This is a genomic window from Leuconostoc sp. UCMA20149, assembly GCF_030400235.1.
GTDB lineage: Bacteria > Bacillota > Bacilli > Lactobacillales > Lactobacillaceae > Leuconostoc > Leuconostoc pseudomesenteroides.
Window position 1 is genome coordinate 20,647 of the sequence record NZ_VJYC01000001.1, and the last position, 25,023, is coordinate 45,669.

40 protein-coding genes are annotated in these 25,023 nt (G+C 41.0%); 38 read left to right on the forward strand and 2 right to left on the reverse strand.

The window, feature by feature from the left end; all coding sequences use genetic code 11:
* Positions 1-5: 5 nt before the first annotated feature.
* The 29 genes from FF105_RS00155 (at position 6) to rplQ (ending at position 15,237) form a co-directional block, all read left to right on the forward strand.
* Positions 6-1,088, forward strand: coding sequence for an acyltransferase family protein (locus FF105_RS00155; protein ID WP_147651111.1), 1,083 nt, complete (start codon positions 6-8; stop codon positions 1,086-1,088).
* A 244-nt stretch (positions 1,089-1,332) separates the two neighbouring features.
* Complete coding sequence (gene rpsJ, locus FF105_RS00160) at positions 1,333-1,641, forward strand: 30S ribosomal protein S10 (protein ID WP_002816040.1); 309 nt, start codon at positions 1,333-1,335, stop codon at positions 1,639-1,641.
* Between the two features lie 75 nt (positions 1,642-1,716).
* Positions 1,717-2,403: a 50S ribosomal protein L3 gene (rplC, locus tag FF105_RS00165; RefSeq protein WP_010296472.1), complete on the forward strand. Its 687-nt coding sequence runs from the start codon at positions 1,717-1,719 to the stop codon at positions 2,401-2,403.
* Positions 2,404-2,435: 32 nt separating this feature from the next.
* Positions 2,436-3,059: a 50S ribosomal protein L4 gene (gene rplD, locus FF105_RS00170; RefSeq protein ID WP_290045867.1), complete on the forward strand. Its 624-nt coding sequence runs from the start codon at positions 2,436-2,438 to the stop codon at positions 3,057-3,059.
* Entirely contained in the window at positions 3,059-3,346 is a 288-nt protein-coding gene (gene rplW, locus FF105_RS00175; protein WP_010296468.1) for a 50S ribosomal protein L23, read from the forward strand. Before rplD ends, rplW begins: the two co-directional genes overlap by 1 nt.
* 22 nt (positions 3,347-3,368) lie before the next feature.
* Positions 3,369-4,202, forward strand: a complete 834-nt coding sequence (gene rplB, locus FF105_RS00180; protein ID WP_010296466.1) for a 50S ribosomal protein L2 — start codon at positions 3,369-3,371, stop codon at positions 4,200-4,202.
* A gap of 17 nt (positions 4,203-4,219) precedes the next feature.
* The gene (gene rpsS / locus FF105_RS00185) at positions 4,220-4,498 is read left to right on the forward strand and encodes a 30S ribosomal protein S19 (protein WP_002816034.1); all 279 of its coding nucleotides are present in this window, start codon (positions 4,220-4,222) and stop codon (positions 4,496-4,498) included.
* Positions 4,499-4,512: 14 nt separating this feature from the next.
* Entirely contained in the window at positions 4,513-4,869 is a 357-nt protein-coding gene (gene rplV / locus FF105_RS00190) for a 50S ribosomal protein L22 (RefSeq protein ID WP_004911267.1), read from the forward strand.
* A complete protein-coding gene (gene rpsC, locus FF105_RS00195) occupies positions 4,869-5,540 on the forward strand; it encodes a 30S ribosomal protein S3 (RefSeq protein WP_004911266.1) in 672 nt (223 codons plus the stop codon). Before rplV ends, rpsC begins: the two co-directional genes overlap by 1 nt.
* 14 nt (positions 5,541-5,554) lie before the next feature.
* Positions 5,555-5,968, forward strand: coding sequence for a 50S ribosomal protein L16 (gene rplP / locus FF105_RS00200; protein ID WP_002816029.1), 414 nt, complete (start codon positions 5,555-5,557; stop codon positions 5,966-5,968).
* Positions 5,968-6,174, forward strand: coding sequence for a 50S ribosomal protein L29 (gene rpmC, locus FF105_RS00205; RefSeq protein ID WP_002816028.1), 207 nt, complete (start codon positions 5,968-5,970; stop codon positions 6,172-6,174). Before rplP ends, rpmC begins: the two co-directional genes overlap by 1 nt.
* Before the next feature lie 22 nt (positions 6,175-6,196).
* Entirely contained in the window at positions 6,197-6,463 is a 267-nt protein-coding gene (rpsQ, locus tag FF105_RS00210; RefSeq protein ID WP_004911259.1) for a 30S ribosomal protein S17, read from the forward strand.
* Positions 6,464-6,511: 48 nt separating this feature from the next.
* Positions 6,512-6,880: a 50S ribosomal protein L14 gene (rplN, locus tag FF105_RS00215; protein WP_004911257.1), complete on the forward strand. Its 369-nt coding sequence runs from the start codon at positions 6,512-6,514 to the stop codon at positions 6,878-6,880.
* Positions 6,881-6,903: 23 nt separating this feature from the next.
* Positions 6,904-7,212, forward strand: a complete 309-nt coding sequence (gene rplX / locus FF105_RS00220) for a 50S ribosomal protein L24 (protein ID WP_002816025.1) — start codon at positions 6,904-6,906, stop codon at positions 7,210-7,212.
* Between the two features lie 23 nt (positions 7,213-7,235).
* Positions 7,236-7,778: a 50S ribosomal protein L5 gene (gene rplE / locus FF105_RS00225; protein ID WP_004911253.1), complete on the forward strand. Its 543-nt coding sequence runs from the start codon at positions 7,236-7,238 to the stop codon at positions 7,776-7,778.
* Between the two features lie 133 nt (positions 7,779-7,911).
* Positions 7,912-8,310, forward strand: coding sequence for a 30S ribosomal protein S8 (gene rpsH, locus FF105_RS00230; protein ID WP_010280531.1), 399 nt, complete (start codon positions 7,912-7,914; stop codon positions 8,308-8,310).
* A gap of 24 nt (positions 8,311-8,334) precedes the next feature.
* Positions 8,335-8,871: a 50S ribosomal protein L6 gene (gene rplF / locus FF105_RS00235; protein ID WP_004911247.1), complete on the forward strand. Its 537-nt coding sequence runs from the start codon at positions 8,335-8,337 to the stop codon at positions 8,869-8,871.
* A gap of 79 nt (positions 8,872-8,950) precedes the next feature.
* Positions 8,951-9,304, forward strand: a complete 354-nt coding sequence (gene rplR / locus FF105_RS00240; RefSeq protein WP_004911242.1) for a 50S ribosomal protein L18 — start codon at positions 8,951-8,953, stop codon at positions 9,302-9,304.
* A gap of 19 nt (positions 9,305-9,323) precedes the next feature.
* Positions 9,324-9,830, forward strand: coding sequence for a 30S ribosomal protein S5 (gene rpsE, locus FF105_RS00245; protein ID WP_004911239.1), 507 nt, complete (start codon positions 9,324-9,326; stop codon positions 9,828-9,830).
* An 11-nt stretch (positions 9,831-9,841) separates the two neighbouring features.
* Positions 9,842-10,024 (forward strand): 50S ribosomal protein L30, encoded by a 183-nt coding sequence (gene rpmD / locus FF105_RS00250; RefSeq protein ID WP_004911238.1) that lies wholly within the window; start codon positions 9,842-9,844, stop codon positions 10,022-10,024.
* Positions 10,025-10,053: 29 nt separating this feature from the next.
* A complete protein-coding gene (gene rplO, locus FF105_RS00255) occupies positions 10,054-10,488 on the forward strand; it encodes a 50S ribosomal protein L15 (protein ID WP_004911235.1) in 435 nt (144 codons plus the stop codon).
* Entirely contained in the window at positions 10,488-11,822 is a 1,335-nt protein-coding gene (gene secY, locus FF105_RS00260) for a preprotein translocase subunit SecY (RefSeq protein ID WP_147651110.1), read from the forward strand. Before rplO ends, secY begins: the two co-directional genes overlap by 1 nt.
* Positions 11,815-12,381, forward strand: a complete 567-nt coding sequence (locus FF105_RS00265) for an adenylate kinase (RefSeq protein WP_010296127.1) — start codon at positions 11,815-11,817, stop codon at positions 12,379-12,381. Before secY ends, FF105_RS00265 begins: the two co-directional genes overlap by 8 nt.
* A 103-nt stretch (positions 12,382-12,484) precedes the next feature.
* On the forward strand, positions 12,485-12,700 hold the full coding sequence (gene infA / locus FF105_RS00270) for a translation initiation factor IF-1 (protein ID WP_002816015.1): 216 nt from the start codon (positions 12,485-12,487) through the stop codon (positions 12,698-12,700).
* Positions 12,701-12,745: 45 nt separating this feature from the next.
* Positions 12,746-12,865, forward strand: coding sequence for a 50S ribosomal protein L36 (rpmJ, locus tag FF105_RS00275; RefSeq protein ID WP_002816013.1), 120 nt, complete (start codon positions 12,746-12,748; stop codon positions 12,863-12,865).
* A 73-nt stretch (positions 12,866-12,938) separates the two neighbouring features.
* Complete coding sequence (gene rpsM / locus FF105_RS00280) at positions 12,939-13,310, forward strand: 30S ribosomal protein S13 (protein WP_002816010.1); 372 nt, start codon at positions 12,939-12,941, stop codon at positions 13,308-13,310.
* Between the two features lie 127 nt (positions 13,311-13,437).
* Complete coding sequence (gene rpsK / locus FF105_RS00285; RefSeq protein WP_004899402.1) at positions 13,438-13,824, forward strand: 30S ribosomal protein S11; 387 nt, start codon at positions 13,438-13,440, stop codon at positions 13,822-13,824.
* Between the two features lie 47 nt (positions 13,825-13,871).
* Complete coding sequence (locus FF105_RS00290; protein WP_004911224.1) at positions 13,872-14,816, forward strand: DNA-directed RNA polymerase subunit alpha; 945 nt, start codon at positions 13,872-13,874, stop codon at positions 14,814-14,816.
* Positions 14,817-14,853: 37 nt separating this feature from the next.
* The gene (rplQ, locus tag FF105_RS00295) at positions 14,854-15,237 is read left to right on the forward strand and encodes a 50S ribosomal protein L17 (RefSeq protein ID WP_004899394.1); all 384 of its coding nucleotides are present in this window, start codon (positions 14,854-14,856) and stop codon (positions 15,235-15,237) included.
* A 56-nt stretch (positions 15,238-15,293) separates the two neighbouring features.
* On the opposite strand, the gene FF105_RS00300 is transcribed toward rplQ, so the two are convergent.
* Both FF105_RS00300 and FF105_RS00305 read right to left on the reverse strand, forming a co-directional pair.
* Positions 15,294-16,292 carry a polyprenyl synthetase family protein gene (locus FF105_RS00300; protein WP_010293134.1) on the reverse strand — a complete coding sequence of 333 codons (999 nt, stop codon included), beginning with the start codon at positions 16,290-16,292 and terminating at the stop codon, positions 15,294-15,296.
* Between the two features lie 67 nt (positions 16,293-16,359).
* Positions 16,360-18,030 (reverse strand): NAD(P)/FAD-dependent oxidoreductase, encoded by a 1,671-nt coding sequence (locus FF105_RS00305; protein WP_010293128.1) that lies wholly within the window; start codon positions 18,028-18,030, stop codon positions 16,360-16,362.
* A gap of 174 nt (positions 18,031-18,204) precedes the next feature.
* On the opposite strand from FF105_RS00305, the gene FF105_RS00310 reads away from it, so the two are divergent.
* From FF105_RS00310 to rpsI, 9 genes are all read left to right on the forward strand, one after another.
* Entirely contained in the window at positions 18,205-19,023 is an 819-nt protein-coding gene (locus FF105_RS00310; protein ID WP_010293126.1) for an energy-coupling factor transporter ATPase, read from the forward strand.
* Positions 18,999-19,856, forward strand: a complete 858-nt coding sequence (locus tag FF105_RS00315) for an energy-coupling factor transporter ATPase (protein ID WP_010293125.1) — start codon at positions 18,999-19,001, stop codon at positions 19,854-19,856. The genes FF105_RS00310 and FF105_RS00315 overlap by 25 nt, the downstream gene beginning before the upstream one ends.
* The gene (locus FF105_RS00320; protein WP_010293123.1) at positions 19,849-20,652 is read left to right on the forward strand and encodes an energy-coupling factor transporter transmembrane component T family protein; all 804 of its coding nucleotides are present in this window, start codon (positions 19,849-19,851) and stop codon (positions 20,650-20,652) included. The genes FF105_RS00315 and FF105_RS00320 overlap by 8 nt, the downstream gene beginning before the upstream one ends.
* Position 20,653: 1 nt before the next feature.
* The gene (locus FF105_RS00325; RefSeq protein ID WP_010293121.1) at positions 20,654-21,769 is read left to right on the forward strand and encodes a GNAT family N-acetyltransferase; all 1,116 of its coding nucleotides are present in this window, start codon (positions 20,654-20,656) and stop codon (positions 21,767-21,769) included.
* 24 nt (positions 21,770-21,793) lie between these two features.
* Positions 21,794-22,564 (forward strand): tRNA pseudouridine(38-40) synthase TruA, encoded by a 771-nt coding sequence (gene truA / locus FF105_RS00330; protein WP_010293117.1) that lies wholly within the window; start codon positions 21,794-21,796, stop codon positions 22,562-22,564.
* 15 nt (positions 22,565-22,579) lie between these two features.
* Complete coding sequence (locus FF105_RS00335) at positions 22,580-23,086, forward strand: hypothetical protein (protein ID WP_010293115.1); 507 nt, start codon at positions 22,580-22,582, stop codon at positions 23,084-23,086.
* On the forward strand, positions 23,083-23,493 hold the full coding sequence (locus FF105_RS00340) for a pyridoxamine 5'-phosphate oxidase family protein (RefSeq protein ID WP_290045892.1): 411 nt from the start codon (positions 23,083-23,085) through the stop codon (positions 23,491-23,493). The genes FF105_RS00335 and FF105_RS00340 overlap by 4 nt, the downstream gene beginning before the upstream one ends.
* A gap of 137 nt (positions 23,494-23,630) precedes the next feature.
* Complete coding sequence (gene rplM / locus FF105_RS00345; RefSeq protein WP_004912891.1) at positions 23,631-24,074, forward strand: 50S ribosomal protein L13; 444 nt, start codon at positions 23,631-23,633, stop codon at positions 24,072-24,074.
* A gap of 18 nt (positions 24,075-24,092) precedes the next feature.
* Entirely contained in the window at positions 24,093-24,488 is a 396-nt protein-coding gene (gene rpsI / locus FF105_RS00350) for a 30S ribosomal protein S9 (protein ID WP_004912888.1), read from the forward strand.
* Positions 24,489-25,023: the final 535 nt, after the last annotated feature.

Sequence of the window (25,023 nt, forward strand, 5' to 3'; positions counted from 1 at the left end):
TGGTGGTGAAAGTGAGAGATAGTCGTATTGAACTGGCACGTATAGTAGCCATGATTTTGATTGTGATGCATCATCTGAGTTTTGCTTCAACACAATATATTGATCCGACTATTATTAAGTACCACATTAATTTTGTATCAACTCCTATATTAGTTCCAAACTCATTAGAACAACTTTTAAATATCATTGGTGTGTATTTTTACAGACCGTATGGAAAAATAGGGGTGGCGTTGTTTGTTTTAATTACTGGCTATTTCTCTGCGGGGAAAATTATGACAGTTTCTAAGTCGTTCAAAAAGGTGTGGATGTTGTGGACGGAGGTGTGGTTTTACGGTGCTTTGACAGCTATTTTTGAAATTATTAATCCTGCAAATTTTTTTGGTTCTATGACAAATAGAGGTTTGATCCGACAGATTTTGACTGATATATTTCCGTTCTCATTAGGTACTTTATGGTTTTTTCAAGCCTTCGTCATGTTGATGGTATTAGCGCCGTTTATTACAGCGGTTACTTCAAAAATATCAAAACAAAAATTGAGTTATCTTATTGTAGCTGTGACTATTTTTAGTAGCTTGGCGATGTACACGAATACTAACTTCAATGTGGGACAGGGAAATGCCTTAGGCTATATTATTAGTCCATTTTTAATTGGCATATATATTAAAAAGTTTGGCACTTCAATCAAACATCCTTTGCTATGGTTAATGATATCTTTAGCGTTTACTTACTGTCTAATGATATTTTGGGTAGATTTCACTTACGGTCCAATGCCTCTTGTGAGCGCAGTATTATTATTTGTGGTGATGATGAACTTTAAACCCTTTTATAGTAAGGCGATAAACAAAACAGCTAGTGTGGCATTTGCGGTCTATATCGTTCATGAATTGTTTAATTTTGTGCATCATCTACCAATGAATGAAACAACTCATCTACTTTACTTAAACAGCATTTTATATCCCGTTTTTGCAATTTTGACATACGGATTAGTATTTGTATTTGATACCTTACGACAACAGGCATTCAGGTTATTCAAAGTTGAATTACTGGGAAATAAAGTTATGAATGGATTACGAAAACTGTTTTATTGATAATTAAGAAATATCGTACAAAACCCTTGCAATGCAGGGGTTTTTCTGTTATTATATTTAAGTACGCTTTTGGAACAGTAGACATATAAACCTACCGAAAGCCTGGTGTATCAATGTTTAGCGATGATGATTAAGGTTGCGACACGCGCGGCCGCGTTGCCATGGGCGCGCAAAACACAAGCAGTGTTGTCGGTTTTTAATCGAAGTTAGCTGATTTACAAAATCAACGAGGAGGCACGAAATAATGGCACAAAAGAAGATCCGTATCCGTTTGAAGGCATACGAACACCGCATCTTAGACCAATCAGCAGAAAAAATTGTTGAAACGGCTAAGCGTACGGGCGCAGAAATTGCTGGTCCTATCCCATTGCCAACTGAACGTACATTGTATACAATTCTACGTTCACCACATAAGCACAAGGATAGCCGTGAACAATTTGAAATGCGCACGCACAAGCGTTTGATCGACATTGTGAACCCTACTGACAAGACAGTTGACGCATTGCGTAAACTTGAATTGCCATCAGGTGTTGCGATCGAAATCAAGTTGTAATCTTAACGGATATAACTTCGCGTCTCAACTTAGAGACAAAAAATAAGTCAAGCAAAATAATTAAGGAGATTAGTCATGACTAAAGGTATCTTAGGCCGCAAAGTCGGTATGACTCAGGTTTTCACAGAATCTGGCGAATTGATCGCAGTTACCGTAGTTGAAGCAACACCAAACGTCGTTTTGCAAGTAAAAAATGCAGAAACAGACGGTTATAGTGCTATTCAACTCGGTTACCAAGACAAACGTGCAGTTTTGTCAAACAAACCTGAACAAGGTCACGCTTCAAAAGCAAACACGACCCCTAAGCGCTACGTTCGTGAAGTCCGCGACGCGGAAGGCGAATTTAACGCAGGGGATGAAATCAAAGTGGATACATTCCAAGCAGGGGAATACGTCGACGTAACGGGCATCACAAAAGGACATGGCTTCCAAGGCTCAATTAAGCGTCTTGGTCAGTCTCGTGGACCTATGGCCCACGGCTCACGTTATCACCGTCGTCCTGGTTCAATGGGTGCGATTATTAACCGCGTCTTCAAGGGTAAGCTCTTGCCAGGTCGTATGGGTAACAACAAGCGCACAATGCAAAATGTTGCCATTGTACATGTTGATGTTGAAAATAACCTCTTGCTATTGAAGGGAAATGTTCCCGGCGCTAACAAGTCACTTTTGACAATCAAATCAACTGTTAAAGTTAATGCAAAGCATCCTGAAATCAAAATGGCTGGTGTATCTGCACCTGCCGCTGATTCAGAAGAAGCTTAATCCAAACTATATAGAAAGGAGAACAATCAATCATGACTAAAGTTGCTGTATTAAAGCAAGATGGTAGTCAAGCTGCTGAAATCGAATTGAATGACGCAGTTTTCGCCATCGAACCTAACAACGCCGTTATTACAGATGCAGTATTGATGCAACGTGCATCATTGCGTCAAGGTACACATGCTGTCAAGAACCGCTCTGCTGTTTCTGGTGGTGGTCGTAAGCCTTGGAAGCAAAAGGGTACTGGTCGTGCACGTGCTGGTTCAATCCGTGAGCCTCAGTTCCGTGGCGGTGGTATTGTTTTTGGTCCTACACCTCGTTCATACGCTTATCGTATCAACCGTAAAGCTTATCAATTGGCTTTGAAGTCAGTTTTGTCGCAAAAAGTTGCTGATAACAAGTTGGTCGTTGTTGATGCTTTGTCATTTGAAGCACCAAAGACACAAGACTTTAAAAAATTTTTGGCTAACTTGTCAGCTGACACAAAGACATTAGTAGTTGTTGATGAAGACAATGAAAACGCAATCTTGTCAGCACGTAACTTGGCTAATGTTCAAGTTATGACAACAAAGGGTATCAACGTACTTGACGTTGTTAATGCAGATAAGCTGGTGATTGTTCAATCATCAATCGAAGAAATCCAAGGAGGTCTTGCCTAATGGATGCACGCGATATTATCCGTCGCCCTATCATCACCGAAGCTTCAATGGCGCAAACAGAACGTAAGCGTTATGTCTTCGAAGTAGATACTCGCGCGAAAAAGCCTGAAATCAAGAAAGCTATCGAAGAAATCTTTAATGTTAAAGTTTCAGGTCTCAACACAGCAAACGTTCGTGGTAAGCTCAAGCGCCAAGGTCGTTATGTTGGTTACACACGTAAGTTGAAGAAGGCAACTGTCACGTTGTCAAAAGATTCAAAAGATATTCAAATCTTTAACGAAGGTTAATTCTAAATAGGAGGATAAGACATTGGCTATCAAGAAATATAAGCCAACCTCTAACGGACGTCGTAATATGACGACTTCAGATTTTGCTGAAATCACTAAGACAACGCCCGAGAAGAGTTTGTTGGCTAAAAAGTCAAAGACTGGTGCACGTAATGCATCAGGCCGTATGACAGTTCGCCACCATGCTGGTGGACACAAGCAAGCCTACCGTATCGTAGACTTCAAGCGTATTAAAGATGACAAGACAGCTACTGTTAAGGCTATCGAATACGATCCAAATCGCACAGCTAACATTGCTTTGTTGGTATATGAAGATGGTATTAAGTCATATATCTTGGCGCCAAAGGGATTGAAGGTTGGCGATAAAGTTCAATCTGGTCCTGATGCCGACATTAAGCCCGGCAATGCCTTGCCATTGAGTGCTATTCCTGAAGGTACTTTGATTCATAATATCGAATTAAAGCCTGGTAAGGGTGGTCAATTGGCTCGTTCAGCAGGTACATCAGCACAAATTCTGGGACGTGATGGCAAGTACATCATTGTTCGATTAACTTCAGGTGAAGTACGTTTGGTCTTGGCTACTAACCGCGCCACAATTGGTGAAGTTGGTAACGCAGAGCATTCATTGATTAACTGGGGTAAAGCTGGTCGTAACCGTTGGCGTGGAAAGCGTCCACATGTTCGTGGATCAGTTATGAACCCTAACGATCACCCACACGGTGGTGGTGAAGGTAAAGCACCAGTTGGTCGTCCAAGTCCTATGTCACCATGGGGTAAGAAGACTGCCGGTAAGAAGACTCGCGATAAGAAGAAGGCTTCAACAAAGTTCATCGTTCGCGGTCGTAAGAGTAAGTAAGGGAAAGGAGACAACTAATGGCTCGTAGTTTAAAAAAGGGACCATTTGCGGACCCACACTTGCTTAAGAAGATTGAAGCGCAAGTTGATTCTGAAAAGAAATCAGTGATCAAAACTTGGTCACGTCGTTCAACAATCTTCCCAAGCTTCATCGGCTTTACAATTGCCGTTTATGATGGTCGCAAGCACGTTCCAGTATATGTGCAAGAAGATATGGTCGGTCACAAGTTAGGTGAATTCGTACCAACTCGTACGTTCAAGGGACACAAGAACGACGATAAAAAGACTGGTAAATAAGGAGGAAGTGAAAAATGGCTGAACAAGTTACATCAGCTCGCGCGACTGCTAAGATCGTTCGCGTTGCCCCACGTAAGGCACGCTTAGTTCTTGACACTATTCGCCGTAAGAGCGTTAACGAAGCATACGCAATTTTGAAGTTCCTACCTAATACTTCTACTGAAGATATTTACAAGGTTTTGAACTCAGCAGTTGCTAATGCTGAAAACAACTTCTCACTAGACAGAGAAGATCTTATTGTGAAGGAAGCCTTCGCGAACGAAGGACCAACGCTAAAGCGTTTCCGTCCACGTGCCAAAGGTTCTGCTTCACCTATCAACAAGCGTACAAGCCACATTACAATTGTGGTTGCTGAGAAGGAGGCAAAGTAATGGGTCAAAAGATTAACCCTACTGGGTTCCGTGTTGGCGTTATTCGCGACTGGGACGCAAAGTGGTTTGCTGACAAGGCTGATTATGCTAACCAACTTCACGAAGACTTGCGTATTCGTAAGTACATCGAAAAGAATTTAGCTGATGCCTCAGTTGATCGCATTGAAATTGAACGCAGCACTAAGTCACGTGTTGACGTTTCAATCCACACTGCCAAGCCTGGAATGGTAATTGGTAAGGGTGGGTCAGAAGTTGAAAAACTTCGTACTCAATTGGCAAAATTGACAGATAAAGATGAAAAGGGTCGTTCAAAGCGTGTTTTCATTAATATCGTTGAAATCAAGAAGCCTGACTTGAGTGCACATTTGGTTGGACAACAAATTGCTGGTGATTTGGAACGCCGTGTGGCTTTCCGTCGCGCAATGCGCGGTGCCATTCAACGTGCTACTCGTGCCGGTGCCAAGGGTATCAAAGTTATGGTTTCAGGTCGTTTGAACGGTGCAGATATTGCCCGTATTGAACAATATACTGAAGGAACTGTTCCTTTGCATACTTTACGTGCAGACATTGACTACTCATGGGATGAAGCAATGACTGCTTATGGTAACTTGGGTATCAAGACTTGGATTTACCGTGGTGATGTTTTACCACAAAAGAAAAACAGTAAGTAAGGAGGGAAGCAAACATGTTAGTACCAAAGCGTGTTAAATTCCGTCGTGTACACCGTGGTCACATGCGTGGCGAAGCTAAAGGTGGCAAGACGGTGACATTTGGTGACTTTGGCTTGCAAGCAACAACATCAAGCTGGATCACTAACCGTCAAATTGAAGCTGCTCGTATTGCAATGACACGTTATATGAAGCGTGGTGGTAAGGTTTGGATTAAAATCTTCCCTCACAAGTCATATACATCAAAAGGTGTTGGTGTTCGAATGGGTAACGGTAAGGGTGCTCCCGAAGGATGGGTTGAACCTGTTAAGCGTGGCAAAGTAATGTTTGAAGTGGCAGGTGTTCCTGAAGCAACTGCACGTGAAGCATTGCGTTTGGCACAACATAAGTTGCCTGTACGTACGAAGATTATTGCTCGGGAGGCTGAATAATGGCTAAAGCAAGTGAATTGAAAGAATTGTCACTTGCGGATTTGCAAAAGCGCGAAGCCGAATTCAAGGAAGAATTGTTCAACCTTCGTTTCCAATTGGCTACTGGTCAATTGGAAAACACGGCGCGTATCGCACAAGTTCGTAAGGACATTGCACGAGTTAAGACAGTTATTCGTGCACAAGAATTGGCAAACGCCAACAAATAAGACGAAAGGAAGAAGCTGAAAAATGAGTGAAGAACGTAATACTCGTAAGGTTTACCAAGGACGCGTTGTTTCAGATAAGATGGACAAGACAATTACTGTCGCTGTTGATACTTATTTAACACACGCCGTCTATGGTAAGCGTGTCAAGTACACAAAGAAGTTCAAGGCCCATGATGAAAACAATAGTGCCAAGCAAGGCGATATTGTTCAAATCATGGAAACACGTCCTTTGTCTGCAACTAAGCACTTCCGTTTGGTTAAGATCGTTGAAGAGGCTGTTATTCTTTAATGTTCGACCCAAAACGTCGTAATTAATTGCTAACAAGGAGGAAGAACCATGATTCAACAAGAGAGTCGTTTAAAAGTGGCTGATAACTCTGGCGCACGTGAAATCTTGACGATTAAAGTGCTCGGTGGTTCAGGCCGTAAGTTTGCAGGTGTTGGCGACATGATCGTTGCAACAGTTAAGCAAGCTATCCCTGGTGGTAACGTAAAGAAGGGTGACGTCGTTAAGGCTGTTATCGTTCGTACTGTATCTGACGTTCGTCGTGCAGATGGCTCATACATTAATTTTGATGAAAATGCCGCTGTTATCGTGAAGGACGACAAATCACCAGTTGGTACGCGTATTTTTGGTCCAGTTGCACGTGAATTACGTGACAACGACTACATGCGTATTGTTTCATTGGCACCAGAAGTGCTCTAATACTGACAAGGAGGAGCCAAATCATGTTTGTAAAAACAGGTGATAAGGTTCGCGTCATTGCCGGCAAAGACAAGGGAAAAGAAGGCACAATCACTAAGACTGTTGCTGGAAAAGATCGCGTCGTTGTCGAAGGCGTGAACATCGTTAAGAAGCATCAAAAGCCTTCTAACGAATATCCACAAGGTGGTGTTATCGATATCGAAGCACCTATCCATGTTTCTAACGTGCAATTGCTTGACCCTTCAACTAATGAACCAACACGTGTTGGGTTCAAAGTGGAAGATGGCAAGAAAGTTCGCGTATCTAAAAAGTCTGGTAACGTACTAGGCTAATATCGAAAGGTGAAATCATTTTCATGGCTAACGCTTTAAAAGAAAAATATGTTAATGAAGTTCAACCTGCTTTGATCGAAAAGTTTAACTTCAAATCATCAATGCAAGCCCCAAAGATTGATAAAATTGTCTTGAACATGGGTGTTGGTGATGCAGTTTCAAACTCAAAGAACTTGGATGAAGCGGTTGAAGAATTGAAGTTGATTGCTGGACAACAACCAGTTATCACAAAGGCAAAGAAGTCAATCGCTGGTTTCCGTTTGCGTGAAGGTATGTCAATCGGAACTAAGGTAACACTACGTGGTGAACGTATGTATGACTTCTTAGACAAGTTGATCAACATTTCATTGCCTCGTGTTCGTGATTTCCGTGGTGTATCATCAAAGGCTTTTGATGGCCGTGGTAACTACACTTTGGGTATTCGTGAACAATTGATTTTCCCAGAAATTGATTTTGACAAAGTTAACCGTGTTCGCGGTTTGGACATTGTTATTGTTACAACTGCTCAAAACGACGAAGAAGGTCGTGAGTTGTTAACACAATTGGGAATGCCATTTACTAAGTAATTAGTGAATAAAAATGTTGTTACTCTAAATGAGTGACGCGTTTTTAACTGTTATCGACTAAAATAGTCTATAATAGTTAAGAGCGTGTCATTTTGCATGATTACGTTCAAAATTTAAAGGAGGATATCGATAGATGTCTATGACTGATCCAATTGCTGATTTATTGACACGCATTCGTAATGCCAACTTGGCACATCACGAAGTTGTTGAAATTCCAGCATCAAAAATTAAAAAGAGTATCGCTGAAATCTTGAAATCAGAAGGTTTCATCCGCGATGTGGAATATATTGATGACAACAAGCAAGGTGTTATCCGTGTATTTCTCAAGTACGGAGAAGACCGTAATCGTGTGATTACTGGTATTAAGCGTATCTCAAAGCCAGGTTTGCGTAAGTATGCTAAGGCTGAAGAATTGCCAAAGGTTTTGAATGGTTTGGGAATTGCTATTATCTCAACTTCTGCCGGTGTGATCACTGACAAAGAAGCTCGTTCAAAGCAAGTTGGCGGCGAAGTACTCGCCTACGTTTGGTAATATATCTAAGAAAGGAGACTTACCATGAGCCGTATTGGAAACAAAACAATCACATTGCCTGCTGATGTAACTGTATCTCAAGAAGGTGCAGTTGTTACAGTTAAAGGACCAAAGGGTGAATTGTCACGTGAAATCGTTTCAGCAATCACAATGAATGTTGAAGGGACTGAAGTTTCTTTCACACGTGAAAGTGACGACAACAAGACCAAAGCTTTGCATGGTACTACACGTGCCAACGTTGCAAACATGGTCGAAGGTGTATCTGAAGGATTCACAAAGACATTGAAACTTGTTGGTGTTGGTTACCGTGCTGCAAAGTCAGGTTCAAAGTTGACTTTGAGTGTTGGTTATTCTCACCCAGTTGTCTTTGAAGATCGTGAAGCGTTAACTGTTGAAGTACCAGATGCTTTGACAATTAAAATTTCAGGTATTTCAAAGCAAAAAGTCGGCGATTTAGCAGCTGAAATTCGTGCCGTTCGTTCACCAGAACCTTATAAAGGTAAAGGTATTCGTTACGAAGGTGAAGTTGTTCGTCGTAAGGAAGGTAAGACTGGTAAGTAAGTATTTACTGCTAGTAGTACAAGTTCTGTTAAAAAATATTTTAAAATGGCATAAGCCATAAGAAAAGGAAAGCACAGCTATGATTTCAAAACCAGATAAGAATAAGCTTCGCGTAAAGCGCCACAAGCGTGTACGTGGAAAAATCTCTGGTACTGCTGCTCGCCCACGTTTGAACGTTTTCCGTTCTAATGCAAACATCTACGCTCAATTAATTGATGACGTAGCGGGTGTAACGCTAGCAAGTGCCTCAAGTCATGATGCCGAAGTAACGGGATCAAAGACTGAACAAGCAGTTAAAGTTGGTGAATTGATCGCCGCACGTGGTAAAGCCGCAAAGGTTGAAGAAGTTGTCTTTGATCGTGGTGGTTACGTTTATCATGGACGTGTTCAAGCACTAGCAGAATCAGCCCGTGAAAACGGTTTGAAGTTCTAAGGAAAGGAGGAATATTAAAATGGTTGAATTCGTTAATCCTAAGTCACTTGGTGAATTAGAAGAGAACGTGGTTGCTATTAACCGTGTCACAAAGGTTGTTAAGGGTGGTCGTCGCTTGCGTTTTGCAGCGTTGGTTGTCGTTGGTGACAAGCAAGGACACGTTGGTTTTGGTACTGGTAAAGCACAAGAAGTTCCTGAAGCTATCCGCAAGGCTATTGAAGATGCTAAGCGTAAGTTGATCACTGTGCCAACAGTTGCTACAACTATTCCTCATGAAGTCCTTGGCGAATGGGGCGGCGGTAAGATTTTGGTCAAGCCAGCCGAAGAAGGATCTGGTGTTGCTGCCGGTGGTGCTGCACGTTCTGTTATGGAACTTGCAGGTATTGCTGATGTGACTGCTAAGTCACTTGGTTCATCAACACCAGTTAACGTTATTCGTGCAACTTTCGATGCGCTAACAAGCTTGAAAGATGCCGAAGAAGTTGCTAAGTTGCGTGGTGTTTCTTTGGAACACTTAGCTGAATAAGGAGCGATAAAATGGCAGATTTGAAAATCACTTTGATTAAGAGTGCGGTTCATCGCTTACCTAAGCAACGCGCGATTGTTAAGTCTCTTGGACTTGGTCGCGTATCTAGTTCAGTGGTGAAGCCTGACAACGAAGCTACACGTGGTGCAATTTTCCATATTGCTCACTTAGTTAACGTTGAAGAAGTTAAGTAATTACACATTAAAATAGGAGGTACCGAAAGATGAATTTGAACGAATTACAACCAGCTGCTGGCTCACGTCACGTACGTAACCGTGTTGGTCGTGGTACATCATCTGGAAACGGTAAAACATCCGGACGTGGTCAAAAGGGTCAAAAGGCTCGTGGAAAAGTGCGTTTGGGTTTTGAAGGTGGTCAAATGCCTTTGTACCGTCGTATTCCAAAACGTGGATTTACTAACATTTCACGTAAGGAATTTGCAGTTGTTAACTTGGATAAGTTGAACAGCTTTGATGATGGCACTGAAATTACACCAGCACTTTTGATTGAAAACGGTATTGTTAAGAATCAAAAGTCAGGTATTAAAATTTTGGCTGTAGGTCAACTTGAAAAGAAGTTGACTGTGAAGGCACATAAGTTTTCAGCAGCAGCTGTTGCTGCTATTGAACAAGCCGGTGGGTCAACTGAGGTACTTTAATGCTTAGCACGTTATTTAATGCAGTACGTGAAAAAGACATACGCAAAAAGCTGGGATGGACATTTTTGATTTTGTTTATATACAGAATTGGAACACACATCACTGTGCCAGGTGTTAATCCTGCTGCTATGTCTGATATGGCTAACTCAGGATTGATGAACATTTTGAACATCTTTTCTGGTGGTGGCTTGATGAATTACTCATTGTTTGCTATGGGTGTTTCACCATACGTGACGGCACAAATTGTTGTGCAACTTTTGCAATTAGATATCGTGCCTCGCTTTGTTGAATGGAGTAAGCAAGGTGAAGTTGGTCGGCGAAAGTTGAACAACGCCACACGTTGGTTGACACTTGTGCTTGCTTTTGTTCAATCTGTGGGTATTACGGCAGGATTTAATTCACTGTCTTCCTATGGATTAGTTAGCCAAACAAATAACGTGATGTCTTTTATTGTGATCGGTTCGGTCATGACGATTGGAACGTTTTTTGCGATGTGGCTGGGTGAGATGATTACTGAAAAAGGTCTTGGAAACGGTGTTTCTATGATTATTTTTGCAGGTATTATCGCGCAAGCGCCAGAAGGTTTGTATGAAATTTTCAAAGAAAATATTTTACAAGCTGGTAATGGTGAAGTATTAAATGGTTGGGTGTTTATGATTGTGTTGTTAGTAGCAATGGTTTTGGTTGTTGCGTTTACAACATGGTCATATGAAGGCACACGCCGTTTACAAATGCAGTACACACGTTCGGCTACTTCGTATGGTAGCGAAGCGTATTTACCTTTGAAAGTCAATGTTTCAGGTGTGATTCCTGTCATCTTTGCCTCATCATTTATTAGCACGCCGCAAACAGTGTTGTTGGCCTTTCAAGATAAATATTCTTCTGCTCAATGGTATCAAGTTATGCAACAAATATTTAGCATGACGACTTTACCCGGAGCAATACTTTACACTGTGTTAATTGTCGTTTTCACATATTTTTACGCGTTTGTTCAAGTTAACCCTGAAAAGTTAGCTGAAAATCTACAGAAACAAGGGGCTTACATTGTTGGTGTTCGACCTGGTGATCAAACGAAAGCTTTTGTTTCAAAACTTCTATTAAACTTGAGCTTTGTTGGTTCAATTTTCTTGGGTGTTGTCGCATTAGTACCATTGATTGCATCTGACGTGTGGGGATTAAACGAGAAAATCGGTTTGGGTGGCACTAGTCTATTGATTTCAATAGGTGTTGCACTGGATTTGATTCGTCAAATCGATGGTTTAATGCAGAAAAAGAATTATGTTGGATTTATTACAAAAGATCAATTAGCAGCTCGGGAGGCAATCAATGGCTAAGAATTTGATTTTATTGGGATTACCTGGTGCCGGGAAAGGTACACAGGCAGACTTCATCGTGAAGGACTATCCTGTGGTTCATATTAGTACTGGAGATATTTTCCGTACTAATTTGGCCAATAACACAGAATTAGGTCAAAAAGCTCGTGAATTCATGGATGCTGGTGACTTAGTTCCCGATGAAATTACGAATGCTATGGTTGCTGACCGTTTGAGTCAAAGTGATGTTGAAGAAGCTGGATTTATGCTTGACGGTTATCCTCGTAATGAAGCACAAGCTGAATTTTTGGATAGCTACCTGTCTGATAATAATCAGGCAGTTTCAGCAACACTATACTTTGAAGTTTCTGACTCATTATTGCGTCAACGTCTTTTGGGACGTGGACGTGCAGATGATACGCCTGAGGTAATTGATAACCGCTTAGCCGTTAATAAAGCGGCCAACTTGCCTTTGGTAGATTATTACCAACGTGCTGGTGTGTTGCACACCATCGATGGAGGTCGCCAACTTGCTGACGTGTATCGTGATGTTAAGGAAGTTTTAGATAACTTAGATTAATTATCTGAAATGTCATTGAGAAATACCATTATTTCTGGTATAATTTGATAGGTTAGGCACTTATCAACAATGTAGAACATGATAAGCACAGGAGGTTGAGTGCGTGGCCAATGATGTCATTGAAATTGAAGGTAAGGTGAAAGAAACTTTACCAAATGCGATGTTCCAAGTAGAACTCGAAAATGGTGCTGTGATTTTGGCACATGTTTCTGGAAAAATTCGTAAGAACTTTATCAGAATATTGCCAGGTGATCGCGTCACTGTTGAAATGTCACCATACGACTTAACTAAGGGTCGTATTACTTATCGTTTCCGATAAGGAAAGATTTGGAATAATCAGTTAACCGAATAGGAGGAATAGATTATGAAAGTACGCCCATCAGTTAAAAAGATGTGTGATGCTTGTCGTGTTATCAAGCGCAATGGTCGAACAATGATCATCTGCTCTGCTAACCCAAAGCACAAGCAACGCGCTGGTAAGTAATTATCGCGCATTAATTATTGATTGAATAAGGACATAATTGTCGTTTTCAAAATACTAAAGGAGGTAAATTGTTATGGCTCGTATTGCAGGTATTGATTTGCCACGTGACAAGCGAATTGTCATTGGCTTAACATACATCTACGGAATCGGTAATACTACTGCACAAAAGGTTCTAGCTGAAGCTGGTGTGTCTGAAGACGTTCGCGTTCGCGATTTGACATCAGACCAAGAAGACGCTATCCGTGCAACAGTTGACAAGTTGAATTTGCAACTTGAAGGTGACTTGCGCCGTAAGGTATCACTTGATATCAAATCGTTGCAAGAAATCGCTTCGTACCGTGGCATTCGTCATCGTAAGGGCTTGCCAGTTCGTGGACAAAACACGAAAAACAACGCTCGTACACGTAAAGGCCCAGCTAAAGCAATTGCTGGTAAGAAAAAGTAATATACTTTTTCTGGTTGTATCCTCATCGATACGGCACATGATTATCGCAACCATAGTTGCGTAATGTTGGTTAACAATCTGTTAACCCGAGAAATTATATATAAAGTATTGAAAAGGAGGCAAACAAATGGCAGGTCGTACAACGCGTAAGCGTCGTGTGAAGAAGAATATTGAAGCTGGTGTGGCTCACATCCATTCAACATTCAACAACACCATCGTCATGATTACAGATGTTCAAGGTAACGCAGTTGCTTGGTCATCAGCAGGTGCACTTGGCTTCAAAGGAAGTCGTAAGTCGACACCGTTCGCTGCACAAATGGCAGCAGAAGCTGCAGCAAAAGGTGCCATGGAAATGAACATGCGCACAGTTGCAGTAACTGTTAAAGGCCCAGGTTCTGGTCGTGAATCAGCAATCCGTGCTTTGGCAGCAGCGGGCTTGGAAGTGACCTCTATTAAAGATGTTACACCAGTTCCCCACAACGGATCACGCCCACCAAAGCGTCGTCGTGTTTAATTGAATTTCATTGCTCTTGCTGTGAAAGAAGGGGTAAGAATTTACAGATGATTGAATTTGAAAAGCCAAATATTCATAACATCGAAGAGGATGCCCGCTATGGCAAGTTTGTCATAGAGCCTCTTGAACGGGGATATGGTACGACATTAGGTAACTCTTTACGTCGTATCTTACTATCTTCGCTTCCAGGCGCAGCCGTTAACACGGTACAAATTGACGGCGTGGTTCACGAGTTTTCAACTGTGGACGGCGTAGTTGAAGATGTCACACAAATTATCTTAAATCTTAAGAAAGTTGTGTTGGCGATCGATTCTGATGATGAGCGCTCTCTTGAAATTGATGTTCAAGGTCCAGCTGATGTGACAGCTGCAGATTTGCAGGGTGGCGCAGACGTTGAAGTGCTCAATCCTGATTTGCATATCGCTACTGTGGCAGCAGGTAAGTCACTGCATATGACAGTCACGGCAGTTAAAGGCCGCGGTTATACGTCAGCAGATGAAAACAAAAAATTACGCGATGAAATGCCTATCGGTGTTTTGGCGGTTGATTCGATTTATACACCAATTGAACGTGTTAACTATCAAGTTGAGAACACACGTGTTGGTGCACGTGACGATTATGATAAACTCACATTTGATATTTGGACAAATGGTTCCATCAAACCAAGTGATGCGCTCAGCTTAGGTGCTAAAATTTTAGCAGAGCATTTGAACTTGTTTATGGACATCTCACCAGTAGCTGCAGAAGCCAGCGTTATGGTTGAGGCAGAGCCAGTTGCAGTTAGTGCATCTGATTCTGCACCAATTGAAGATTTGGATTTGTCTGTTCGTTCTTATAATTGTCTCAAACGGGCCGGTATCAACACCATCGTGGAGTTGACAGATCGCACTGAAGCTGACATGATGAAAGTGCGTAATCTCGGTCGGAAATCACTTGACGAAATCCAGGAAAAGCTCACAGAAATGAACTTGGGATTCCGCAAGGAAGATTAACACATGTTTTTAAACTACTATAAAGGAGGATTCACCAATGCCATATCGTAAATTGGGTCGTACGTCTTCACAACGTAAGGCTATGTTACGTGATTTGACTACTGATCTTTTGATCAATGGTCGTATTACGACAACAGAAGCCCGCGCAAAAGAAGTGCGTAAAACGACTGATAAGATGATTACATTAGGTAAGCGTGGTGACTTGGCTGCTCGTCGTCAAGCTGCTGCCTTTGTCCGCAATGAAGTTGCGGATGTTATCGAAGATGGTGACAATGTCAAGGTTCAATCAGCTTTGCAAAAGCTTTTTGATGATGTTGCCCCTCGCTTTGCCGAACGTAATGGTGGTTATACACGAATTCTCAAGACTGTCCAACGTCGTGGCGACGCCGCTCAATTGGTCATCTTGGAGCTCGTTGATTAATCAATTGTAATAAAAACACTCAAAGCATTTAATGCTTTGAGTGTTTTTTGTAACCATTAATATTGACGATTCAACAAGATGTCGCTTAATTGTTCGATTTGAGTTTTAATATTTTGTTGTGGTAACTGATCAATTAATAGATTTAGTTCCTCATTGTATTTAACTAGCAAGGAGTTAAGGCGACTCATTGCTGCACTACTATCTACGAGGGTATGAACACGTTTAAGTTCAGTATCAGAAATGTCATCGCGAAGTTGAAGAAGACTAATCAACTCATTGTGGATTGTACTGTCTTCTAGAGCAAATAGAATTGGCGCGGTATAAATACCATTCTTAATATCTTGACCAATTGGTTTGCCTAGTGCCAAATTCTTTGATAAGACTTCAAAATCAAGATAATCATCTAATAATTGAAAGACAATACCTAGTGTTTCACCGATTTGAGGAACAATTTGTTTGAGATTGGGATCATCTACACTGTCGCTACTGATACCAAACATAACGCTTAACTTAAATAATGCAGCGGTTTTACCGCTGATTTGTGAAATATAGCTTTGGAAAGTGATATTAGTTTGATAGCGATTTTGTTTTTGGCTGAGCTCGCCAAATAAAATATCTTGCAGCGCGCTTAAAGCAAGTTTGTCTGCGCCAGTATCATCGGCTTCACTCAGAAGAGAGAACATACCCGTCAACAAATAATCCCCTGCGTAGACTGCGGTATCTTTACCAAATTGCGATTGAATACTTTCAAAGCCACGTCGCAGTTTGGATTCATCAATGATATCATCATGAATTAACGTTGCTAGATGTAACAATTCGACGCTTGCACCGAGGGCAATAGCTTTTTTGTTGTAAGGTTGCGCAGTTAATTCAGAAAATAAGAGTGTCAAAGCGGGTCGGACAAGTTTACCAGCGTTTAATTGTGAACGAATTGCATTGTCAATTTCTGAAAAACCAATTCGCCAACTGTTTGACATTTTGGTTAATACCGCTTGTAATGGTTCGTTTAGTTCTGGGAAAGAATCCCATATAGTTGGAAGGGATGGCGTGGCCATGGAAATCTCTTTTCATTAATATGTACAAAGTGCGAGAACGCACATTCTCGCACTTTATTATTATAACTTATTTTTCAAGTTCATTATATGTTGATTTGGCTTTTCCGTACCAAAGACCACCGAGAGTCTTTTGTAAGAATGGGACAACGTAGAAATCAAGCCCAAATCCACGACCTGAACCGTTCATAACAGCTAAACTACTCAAAATAATAAACCAGTGTGTCATGTCGAATCCGTTTGTTGACCAAGCAACGATTGTGAGGATAATTGATAAAAGACCTAATGGCCAAGTGAACAAACCAAGGAAAAGGCCGGCACCTGTAATAATTTCTAAGAAGCTAGCAAATCCGTGTTGCCAGAACAACTCATTGAGGCTACCAATATTGCCCAATGCTGCTAAAATCCAGAAGAATCCAAGGAAGAGGCGAAGCGGTGTTGACCAAAGTACATTGCCTAATCTTGATATGCTGCCTTTGAAAGGATTACGACCATCCTCTGTTCTGAAAAATTCATCCATCAAATAGTGGAAAATAGAATAAGCAGAACGAATTTGTGAGTAAAAGAATAAGTTGATGCCGTGCTTGGCGATACTTGCAAAAAATCCTGAGAAGTTCAATCCCATTAGACTTGCAACCGTGTAGTGGGAACCAATCGAAACAGCAAAGCCATGATATTTAACAGCTTCAGCAAAAGTCTTTGATTTACCAAAGCCTAAGTCTGCAAGAATGTTGATGGCAGCAGCACGTGCAGCACTTTCAGCACCTTCGACAGTTTGTGGTACTGGCCCAGTTTTGTCATCTACGTATGATAATGTATCACCGGCAACGTAGATATCTTTTTCGGGTGTATCATCATCTTTGGTTGCATGCATGTAGTCGTCTGCTTCGATACGACCACCGCGACCATACTTGAATCCCCAATCAGAGATGAATGATTTTGCTTTAACACCGGCCGTCCAAATCAATGATTTTGTTGGCAACGTCGAGTCATCAGCAAATACGACACCATCTTCAGTCACACCAGTGACACGCGCACCTAAGCGAATGTCGACACCGTTGTTTTCCATATATTTAAAGGCTTTATCCGCTAATTTACGATCCTTAAGCATGTTCAAAATTGATGGTGAAGCTTCAAGTAAGACTAACTTAATTTCACTTTCGGATAATTTATAAGTTTGCGCCAATACTCTGCGTTGTTCAATAAATTCACCCATTAATTCAGCACCAGTGAAACCGGACCCGACAACGGCGATGGTTAGCATTTTTTCACGCTTAGAGGGATCAAGTTCGGCAGCGCCTTGACCAATTGTGTGTTCAATGTGCGAACGAATTGCCAATGATTCTTCCATTGACCATAATTCAAAACCATGTTCCTTGACACCAGGGGTACCAAAATCATTGGATTGACCGCCAACAGCTAATACTAACTTCTCATAAGGAATATCACCTTCAGTTGTTGAAACGGTTTTGGCGTTTTTATCAATACCATTAACTTCAGCTGTGAGCAACTTAACATTCTTATTTTGATAGAAAAGATGTTCTAAGTCTTCTTGTACGTGCTTTGGTTTAACACGTTGTGATGCCACCTCATGCAATTCAGTCATATAAGTAAAATATGAATGTTTATCAATGAGGATAATGTTGTAATCCTTGTGACCTTTCAACTTCTTAGATAGTGTTTTTGCAGCAAAAACGCCACCAAATCCGGCACCAACGATGACAATATTTTTTTCTGTCATGAAATACTCCCTTTGTGAAATTTCTAATTTATTAGTATTTTACTCTTTTTAGTATAGACTAGTTTAGCTTAATTTACTAGGTTTATGAGATAATTTCTTTGTGAATTACATTGTATAAATATTGGATATGGCATAAACTATTTTTGACAGAAAAATGTGGTAAAATATAGGATAATGACTAAAGCAATCACAATTAACAATTTAACATATCAATATGATGATCAGGATCTCTTTGATGGTTTCAATTTATCGGTTGAAGCCGGTGAATGGGTGGCTCTTGTCGGCCATAACGGTTCCGGTAAATCAACCTTGGCAAAATTAATTGTTGGCTTAATCGTTGCCAACGGTGGGGATATCGATGTTTTTGGTGAACGTCTAACCGTTGATAGTGTCAATGATATTCGCGCCCAGATTGGGATGGTATTTCAAAATCCAGATAATCAATTTGTTGGCGCAACAGTTGCTGATGATGTGGCATTTGGTTTGGAAAATATTGAGTTGCCCAGTGATGAAATGCCACAAAGAATTGATGAAGCACTTCACACTGTGGGCATGGAAAATTTCAAAGAGCGTGAACCACATACTTTATCAGGTGGGCAGAAGCAACGTGTGGCCTTAGCCAGCGTTTTAGCTTTGGGACCAAAGATTATTATTCTGGATGAGGCCACTGCCATGTTGGACCCAGAAGGACGGGCGACCATCATGACCACACTTCAGAACCTAAAGGCGCAATTTGGTGCAGAATTGACATTGATTACAATTACGCATGATATGGACGAGGCTGCGTTGGCAGACCGTATCGTCGTTATTAATGATGGACGGCTTATTTTAGATGGCAGCCCAGATGTTGTTTTTTCAAAATCACAAACCATGCATGATAATGGCTTAGAGCTACCGTTTGCCGGTGAACTAACAGCGCGGTTGACCGTTAAACCAGAAAAATATTTGGATGAGAGAGAATTAATACATTGGCTATCACCTTCGAACAAGTAAATTTTAGTTATGGTGCCGGCACAACTCTGGCCAATCCTATTTTGCACGACATCAATATTACGATTGCGGACCACCAAGTAACTGCTATTATTGGGCAAACTGGTTCCGGCAAATCCACGTTGATTCAGCATTTAAACGGTTTGTTAAAACCGACAACGGGTCAAGTCATTGTGGATGATTTAATTGTGACAAATACCACTAAAGAAAAGCAATTAACGAAGTTGCGGGCAAAAGTTGGGATGGTGTTTCAATTTCCCGAAAACCAATTATTTGCAAACACAGTTTTGGAAGATGTGATGTATGGACCATTGAACTTTGGCTATAAAACTGATGAGGCTAAACAGTCCGCACAATCAGCTTTAAAAATGGTAAATGTAGCCGAAAATTTGTGGCAAAAGTCACCCTTTGAATTATCGGGTGGTCAAATGCGCCGTGTTGCAATGGCTGGTGCTTTGGCTAGTAATCCAGATATTGTGGTTATGGACGAGCCAGCCGCTGGTTTGGATCCTAAGGGACAGGCAGAACTGCTGGCATTGGTGAGCAATTTAAAAGAAGCGGGAAAACTAGTTGTTTTTATTTCGCATCAAATGGATCATGTTGTATCAGTTGCTGACCAAGTGATTGTCATGCAGGACGGTCATGTTGCGGCACAAGGAACCCCGGCTGATGTATTCAATCGCGACATTGACTGGTTTAAAAGTGTGAATTTGGACTTACCACGTGCAGGACAATTTGCCGAGCAATTACGTGCTAATGGTGTGTCACTCAGTCGGCGACCATTAACCTTAGCTGAATTGGCAACCATGATAAATGAGGAATACGAGCATGAATAATATTATGATTGGTCGTTTTGTGCCGGGATCTTCTTGGGTACACCGATTAGATCCACGAACGAAAATGATTGTAACTTTTGTGTTCATTTTTGTGATGCTATTTGCCTCATCATGGGGCACCTATGCACTGTCAGCTGTTTTTGTGGTTTTGGCAATAAGATTGACACAACAGCCTTTTAAACTTTATTGGGATGGATTAAAACCGATTTTTTGGCTCATCTTATTTACTGTCGTTTTGCAGTTATTTTTAACGCCAGGAACACCTGTTGTGTTGCATGTTGGACCACTTCAAGTGACATGGCCAGGTATTTTAAATGCTATTTACGTTATGATTCGGTTTACATTGATTATTTTGATGTCAACTATTATGACATTAAGTACACCACCAACTAGCATTGCCAACGCATTAGAGTCATTATTGGCCCCACTTAATAAAATTCATGTGCCAGTTGCGGAGTTGGCGTTGATGTTGTCAATTGCATTACGTTTTGTGCCACTTTTAATGGATGAAACACAAAAAATTATGAATGCGCAGAAATCACGAGGCATGAGTTTTTCTACTGGTGGACCCATCAAACGAGCTCGTGCTATTGTACCGCTCTTGATTCCCTTATTTGTTGGGGCCTTACAGCGTGCTCTTGATCTTGCCAACGCGATGGAAATTCGTGGTTTCAAGGATGCAGCATCACGAACAAAGTATCGTATTTTGTTGTATGGCAGACAGGATGTCGTAGCATTTATCGGTACACTAATTTTCGTTTTAATTTTTATCGGTATCAAAATAAGTGGGGTTTAATATGATTAAAACAGTTGCTATCACGCCTTCGAACTTTGAGCAAATTCTTGCTCTGGATGCCGATGCTTTTGGCTATCCAGTGGGGACTAAGACAATGTATCGTCGTGAGCTTGTTAAGAACGCGACGGTTTATGGTGATATTAATGATGACACTATCACTAGTCAAGTGTTCGCGTTACCGTTGCATGTTAAGCTTAATACCGCAACTGTTAAAATGGTTGGCATTGGCAATGTTGCGTCATATCCTGAAGTTCGCGGTAATGGCGCCATCCGTCGCATTATGGCACAAATTCAGTCTGATGCTTATGAAGATGGCGCTATACTGTCTTACTTGGCGCCGTTTTCGTATCGATTCTATCGTCAATTTGGCTATGAGTGGCTATTTGATCAAAAACAGTATACTTGGGACGATCATACGGTTCCAATAGGTGCCAAAACAACACCAGTCAAGCGAGCATCGTTTGATGAAGCGTTACCTACAATGAAAAAAATTATCGGACAGCACCCAGATTTTCAATTTGGTGCTTTAGCGCGAGATGATTGGTGGTGGCGGTTTCGCTACACAGTGCGCCTCTCTGATTTAAAAATCGCTACGACTGAAAATGGTTACGTGATGTATCGTTTTGAAGGTGAGAAGCTAATCATACAGGAATTAGTTACGCTTACTCATGATGCTGAACTGGCATTGTGGCGTTTTATTAGTAGTCGAGCAGGCACATTCAAGCAATTTCAACTAACGGACGGGCAAACTCGTGATTGGCGTGATTTATCTGCAGAACCAATGGCAGTAAAGATACAACAACAGGCAGGTATGATGGTACGCATTGTCAATATAGCTGCTTTGCTAAGGATACTTGCCTTACCAGTCGAAATGGTCATTGATGTTACTGATGATTTTGAACAAAACGCCGGTCATTGGCAAATCAATGGTGAGAGATCAACCGCAACCGCCCAATTGAGTGGTACGGTTCAAGCATGGACAAAAGTTTTGTTGCATGCGCGTTGCGCAGAAATATTGTTACAAACCGGTGAATTGCGTGGTGATATACAATCAGCCCGCAGATTAGATCAGGTCATTGATTTCAGTCAACGACCTGTTTTAGCAGATTATTTTTAAAGCAGATAGAGGTAAAAATACAGTATGCCACGTTATAAAGCAATTGTTGCCTACGATGGTACAGATTTTTTTGGGTTTCAACTTCAAACAAAAAACGGCGTTGAGTCAGCTCGTACCGTCCAAGGTGAACTTAACAAAGTGGTTAACCAAATGGCTAAAAAGCCTCAACCACCCATTAAAGTGGTTGGCGCATCACGAACAGACACGGGCGTACACGCATTTGGACAAGTCGTGCATTTTGATTTTCCTTATGATATTGCATCGGATAACTTTCGCAAGGGGTTGAATACCTTGTTGCCTCGCGATGTTCTGGTTAAATCTGTGACACGCGTGTCTGATGATTTTCACGCGCGATTTAATACGCATGCCAAGCGTTATATTTATCGAATTTCAACGTTAGACTATACAGATCCGTTCAAACGGCATTATACTGGACATTTTCATTGGCATTTAGATGTCGATCGCATGAAATCAGCGTTGCCTGATTTCATAGGTGAACATGATTTTGCTAGTTTTGCCGCTTCTGGTAACGAAACGGCTACCACCGTGCGCCGAATTACACGCGTTGAATTAACTGAGAAAGCTGAAGAACATGAACTGGTTTTGGTTTTTGAGGGTAATGCTTTCTTATATAATCAGATTCGAATTATGGTTGGCGTTTTGCTAGAAATTGGCACTGGACGACGGCCTGTTCATGATATTCAAAGATTAATTGCGGTTAAAGATCGGGAGCAAGCACGTTTTACAGCACCTGCCAGTGGTTTATATTTAGACGAAATTTCTTATAATGACTAAAGAGGTAAATGAAAAATGAGTGATGTGGTTGATTTTAAAATCGTCAGTGACAGTGGGCTAACGGATTCATCATTATCAGCTTCACTAGCAGGCTTTCGTGCCGGCAAGGCGAAGTATTTTTCGCGAAAATATCACTCACACTATGTCTCATTTTCTCCTGATGAAAAGAAAAGGGAAATCTCGCATTTCAATCAAATATTACTAGAGGAGCGGCAATTAATATTTGATTCACCCATTATCGCAGTGGCACTGTATGAGGATGCGGATGTTTTCTGGCCCGAATTTTATTATCAAAATGGTATGGTGCTAAATTTACTGTATGAAAAGCACGGTCAAGATGGCAAAAATCCTAAGCGAGCAGTGGGAATTGTTCTGGTCGAAGGGGCGGAAATACCAGATGCTTTAGTTGGTAAATTTAAATTTGCGCATCAACGGTCTAAATTAGCTGGAGATGTTCGAGGTACTTATTTTGTTGTGAAACAAAATTGGGATGAACTATTATTTGGAGGAAAAAATTTATGACACTTTTTGAGGAGTATATTCAAGCATCACGAGGATTAGCATTTGTTGCCACTAGCAAACAAAATCAACCAAGTGTACGTATTATGGGGTTTGCGCCTGATCCTGATCAACCAAATATTTGGTATTTTAATTCGAAGCCAAATACTGAGAAGATGATTGACTTGGCGGTTAATGAGAACGTTTCAATCATAACGCCACTAAACCAAAATGGTGCCAGAATTGAATCTAATCACGCCACAATGCGTCGATCGGATAAAAAATGGGCTGACATTAAAGACCTTTTTGCAAACAATAAGCCCTATCTTCACGCACATCCAGATGTTGAAAATGAAGTGATTTTAGTATTAGAAATTCACTCAGCTCGTCTTGCTTCATATGCTGGGACGGAAATAGTTAATTTTGATTAAAACCATTGACATTGCACGGTTTTTTAGGTAAGATTGTAGACGGTATTGTTTACCTCACGATAAGCCCCGGAAACTTATTGTAATTGCTTGGCAAGGAACGGCCGAGCCTGTAAACAACTAATCAAAGGAGCGCAAACATGCGTACAACATTTTTAGCAAAACCAGGTGAAATCGAAAAGAAGTGGTATATTATTGATGCCAAAGACGTCGTTTTGGGACGTTTGTCAACAGTAGTAGCTTCAATTTTGCGTGGTAAGAACAAGCCAACGTTTACACCAAACGTTGACATGGGTGACAATGTCATCATCATCAATGCAAGCGAAGTTAAGTTGACTGGTAAGAAAGCTACTGATAAGATTTATTACCACCACTCAAACCACCCAGGTGGCTTGAAAGCTCGCACAGCAGGTAACTACCGTGAATTCAACCCTGAAAAGTTGCTTGAATTATCAATTAAGGGTATGTTGCCAAAGAACACTTTGGGTCGTAAGCAAGGCTTGAACTTGCACGTGTATGCAGGATCAGAACATGATCATGCAGCACAACAGCCTGAAGCACTTGACATCAACAAGTTGGTTTAAGAAAGGAGAATCTGAATTATGGCTACAGCAGTACAATATGCCGGCACAGGTCGTCGTAAGAATTCAGTTGCTCGTGTACGTTTGGTTCCAGGTAATGGCCAAATTACAATGAACGGCAAGGCAATCGAAGAATACATTCCTTTCGCTAACTTGCGTGAAGTTGTTTTGCAACCATTCAACGCAACTGAAACATTGGGTAACTACGATGTATTAGTTAACGTTGTTGGTGGTGGTTATTCTGGTCAAGCTGGTGCAACTCGTCACGGTATCGCCCGTGCTTTGTTGACAGTAGATCCTGATTTCCGTGCAGCATTGAAGGCAGCAGGTTTGTTGACTCGTGACTCACGTATGAAGGAACGTAAGAAGCCAGGTTTGAAGAAAGCCCGTAAGGCATCACAGTTCTCAAAGCGTTAATATTTTATTGGTTATATAGACTCTTAATATATAAGCGTTTTTGATTTATAGCGTGATTAAAAGTGTTGAGCGAAATTCGTTCAGCACTTTTTTACTGCATTTTTAATAAATGTAATAGTTTATGATTTTGGATTGGATATAATTTGCTAAATTAAATAGCGCCGTTGGTAAGATATGTGCCAGTTAAACTAACGGAAGTTTATAAGGAACTCATTGAAACAGTTGATTGATTTAGGATGATGTTGAAATATGTGGGAAGCGAAGCTATTAACAAGTAACGAAATATTGTAGGGTTGGTATAGTGCTGCTTGATATGTACGCCTCTATAAATCATGACATAAATACACATATTTTAGAAGGCTTACAATGTGGGTTAGTAATGTAATCTTATCAGGAATAAATTAAGGAATATTGAAACGCATTATTATGCAGCTCAAAGTTTTATACGAATAACACAAAAATTTGTCTTTCGGTCATGTACTTATGTGATGAAAAATGCATTGGGCTTTGTGAATAGTAATCGAACAAATTGTGA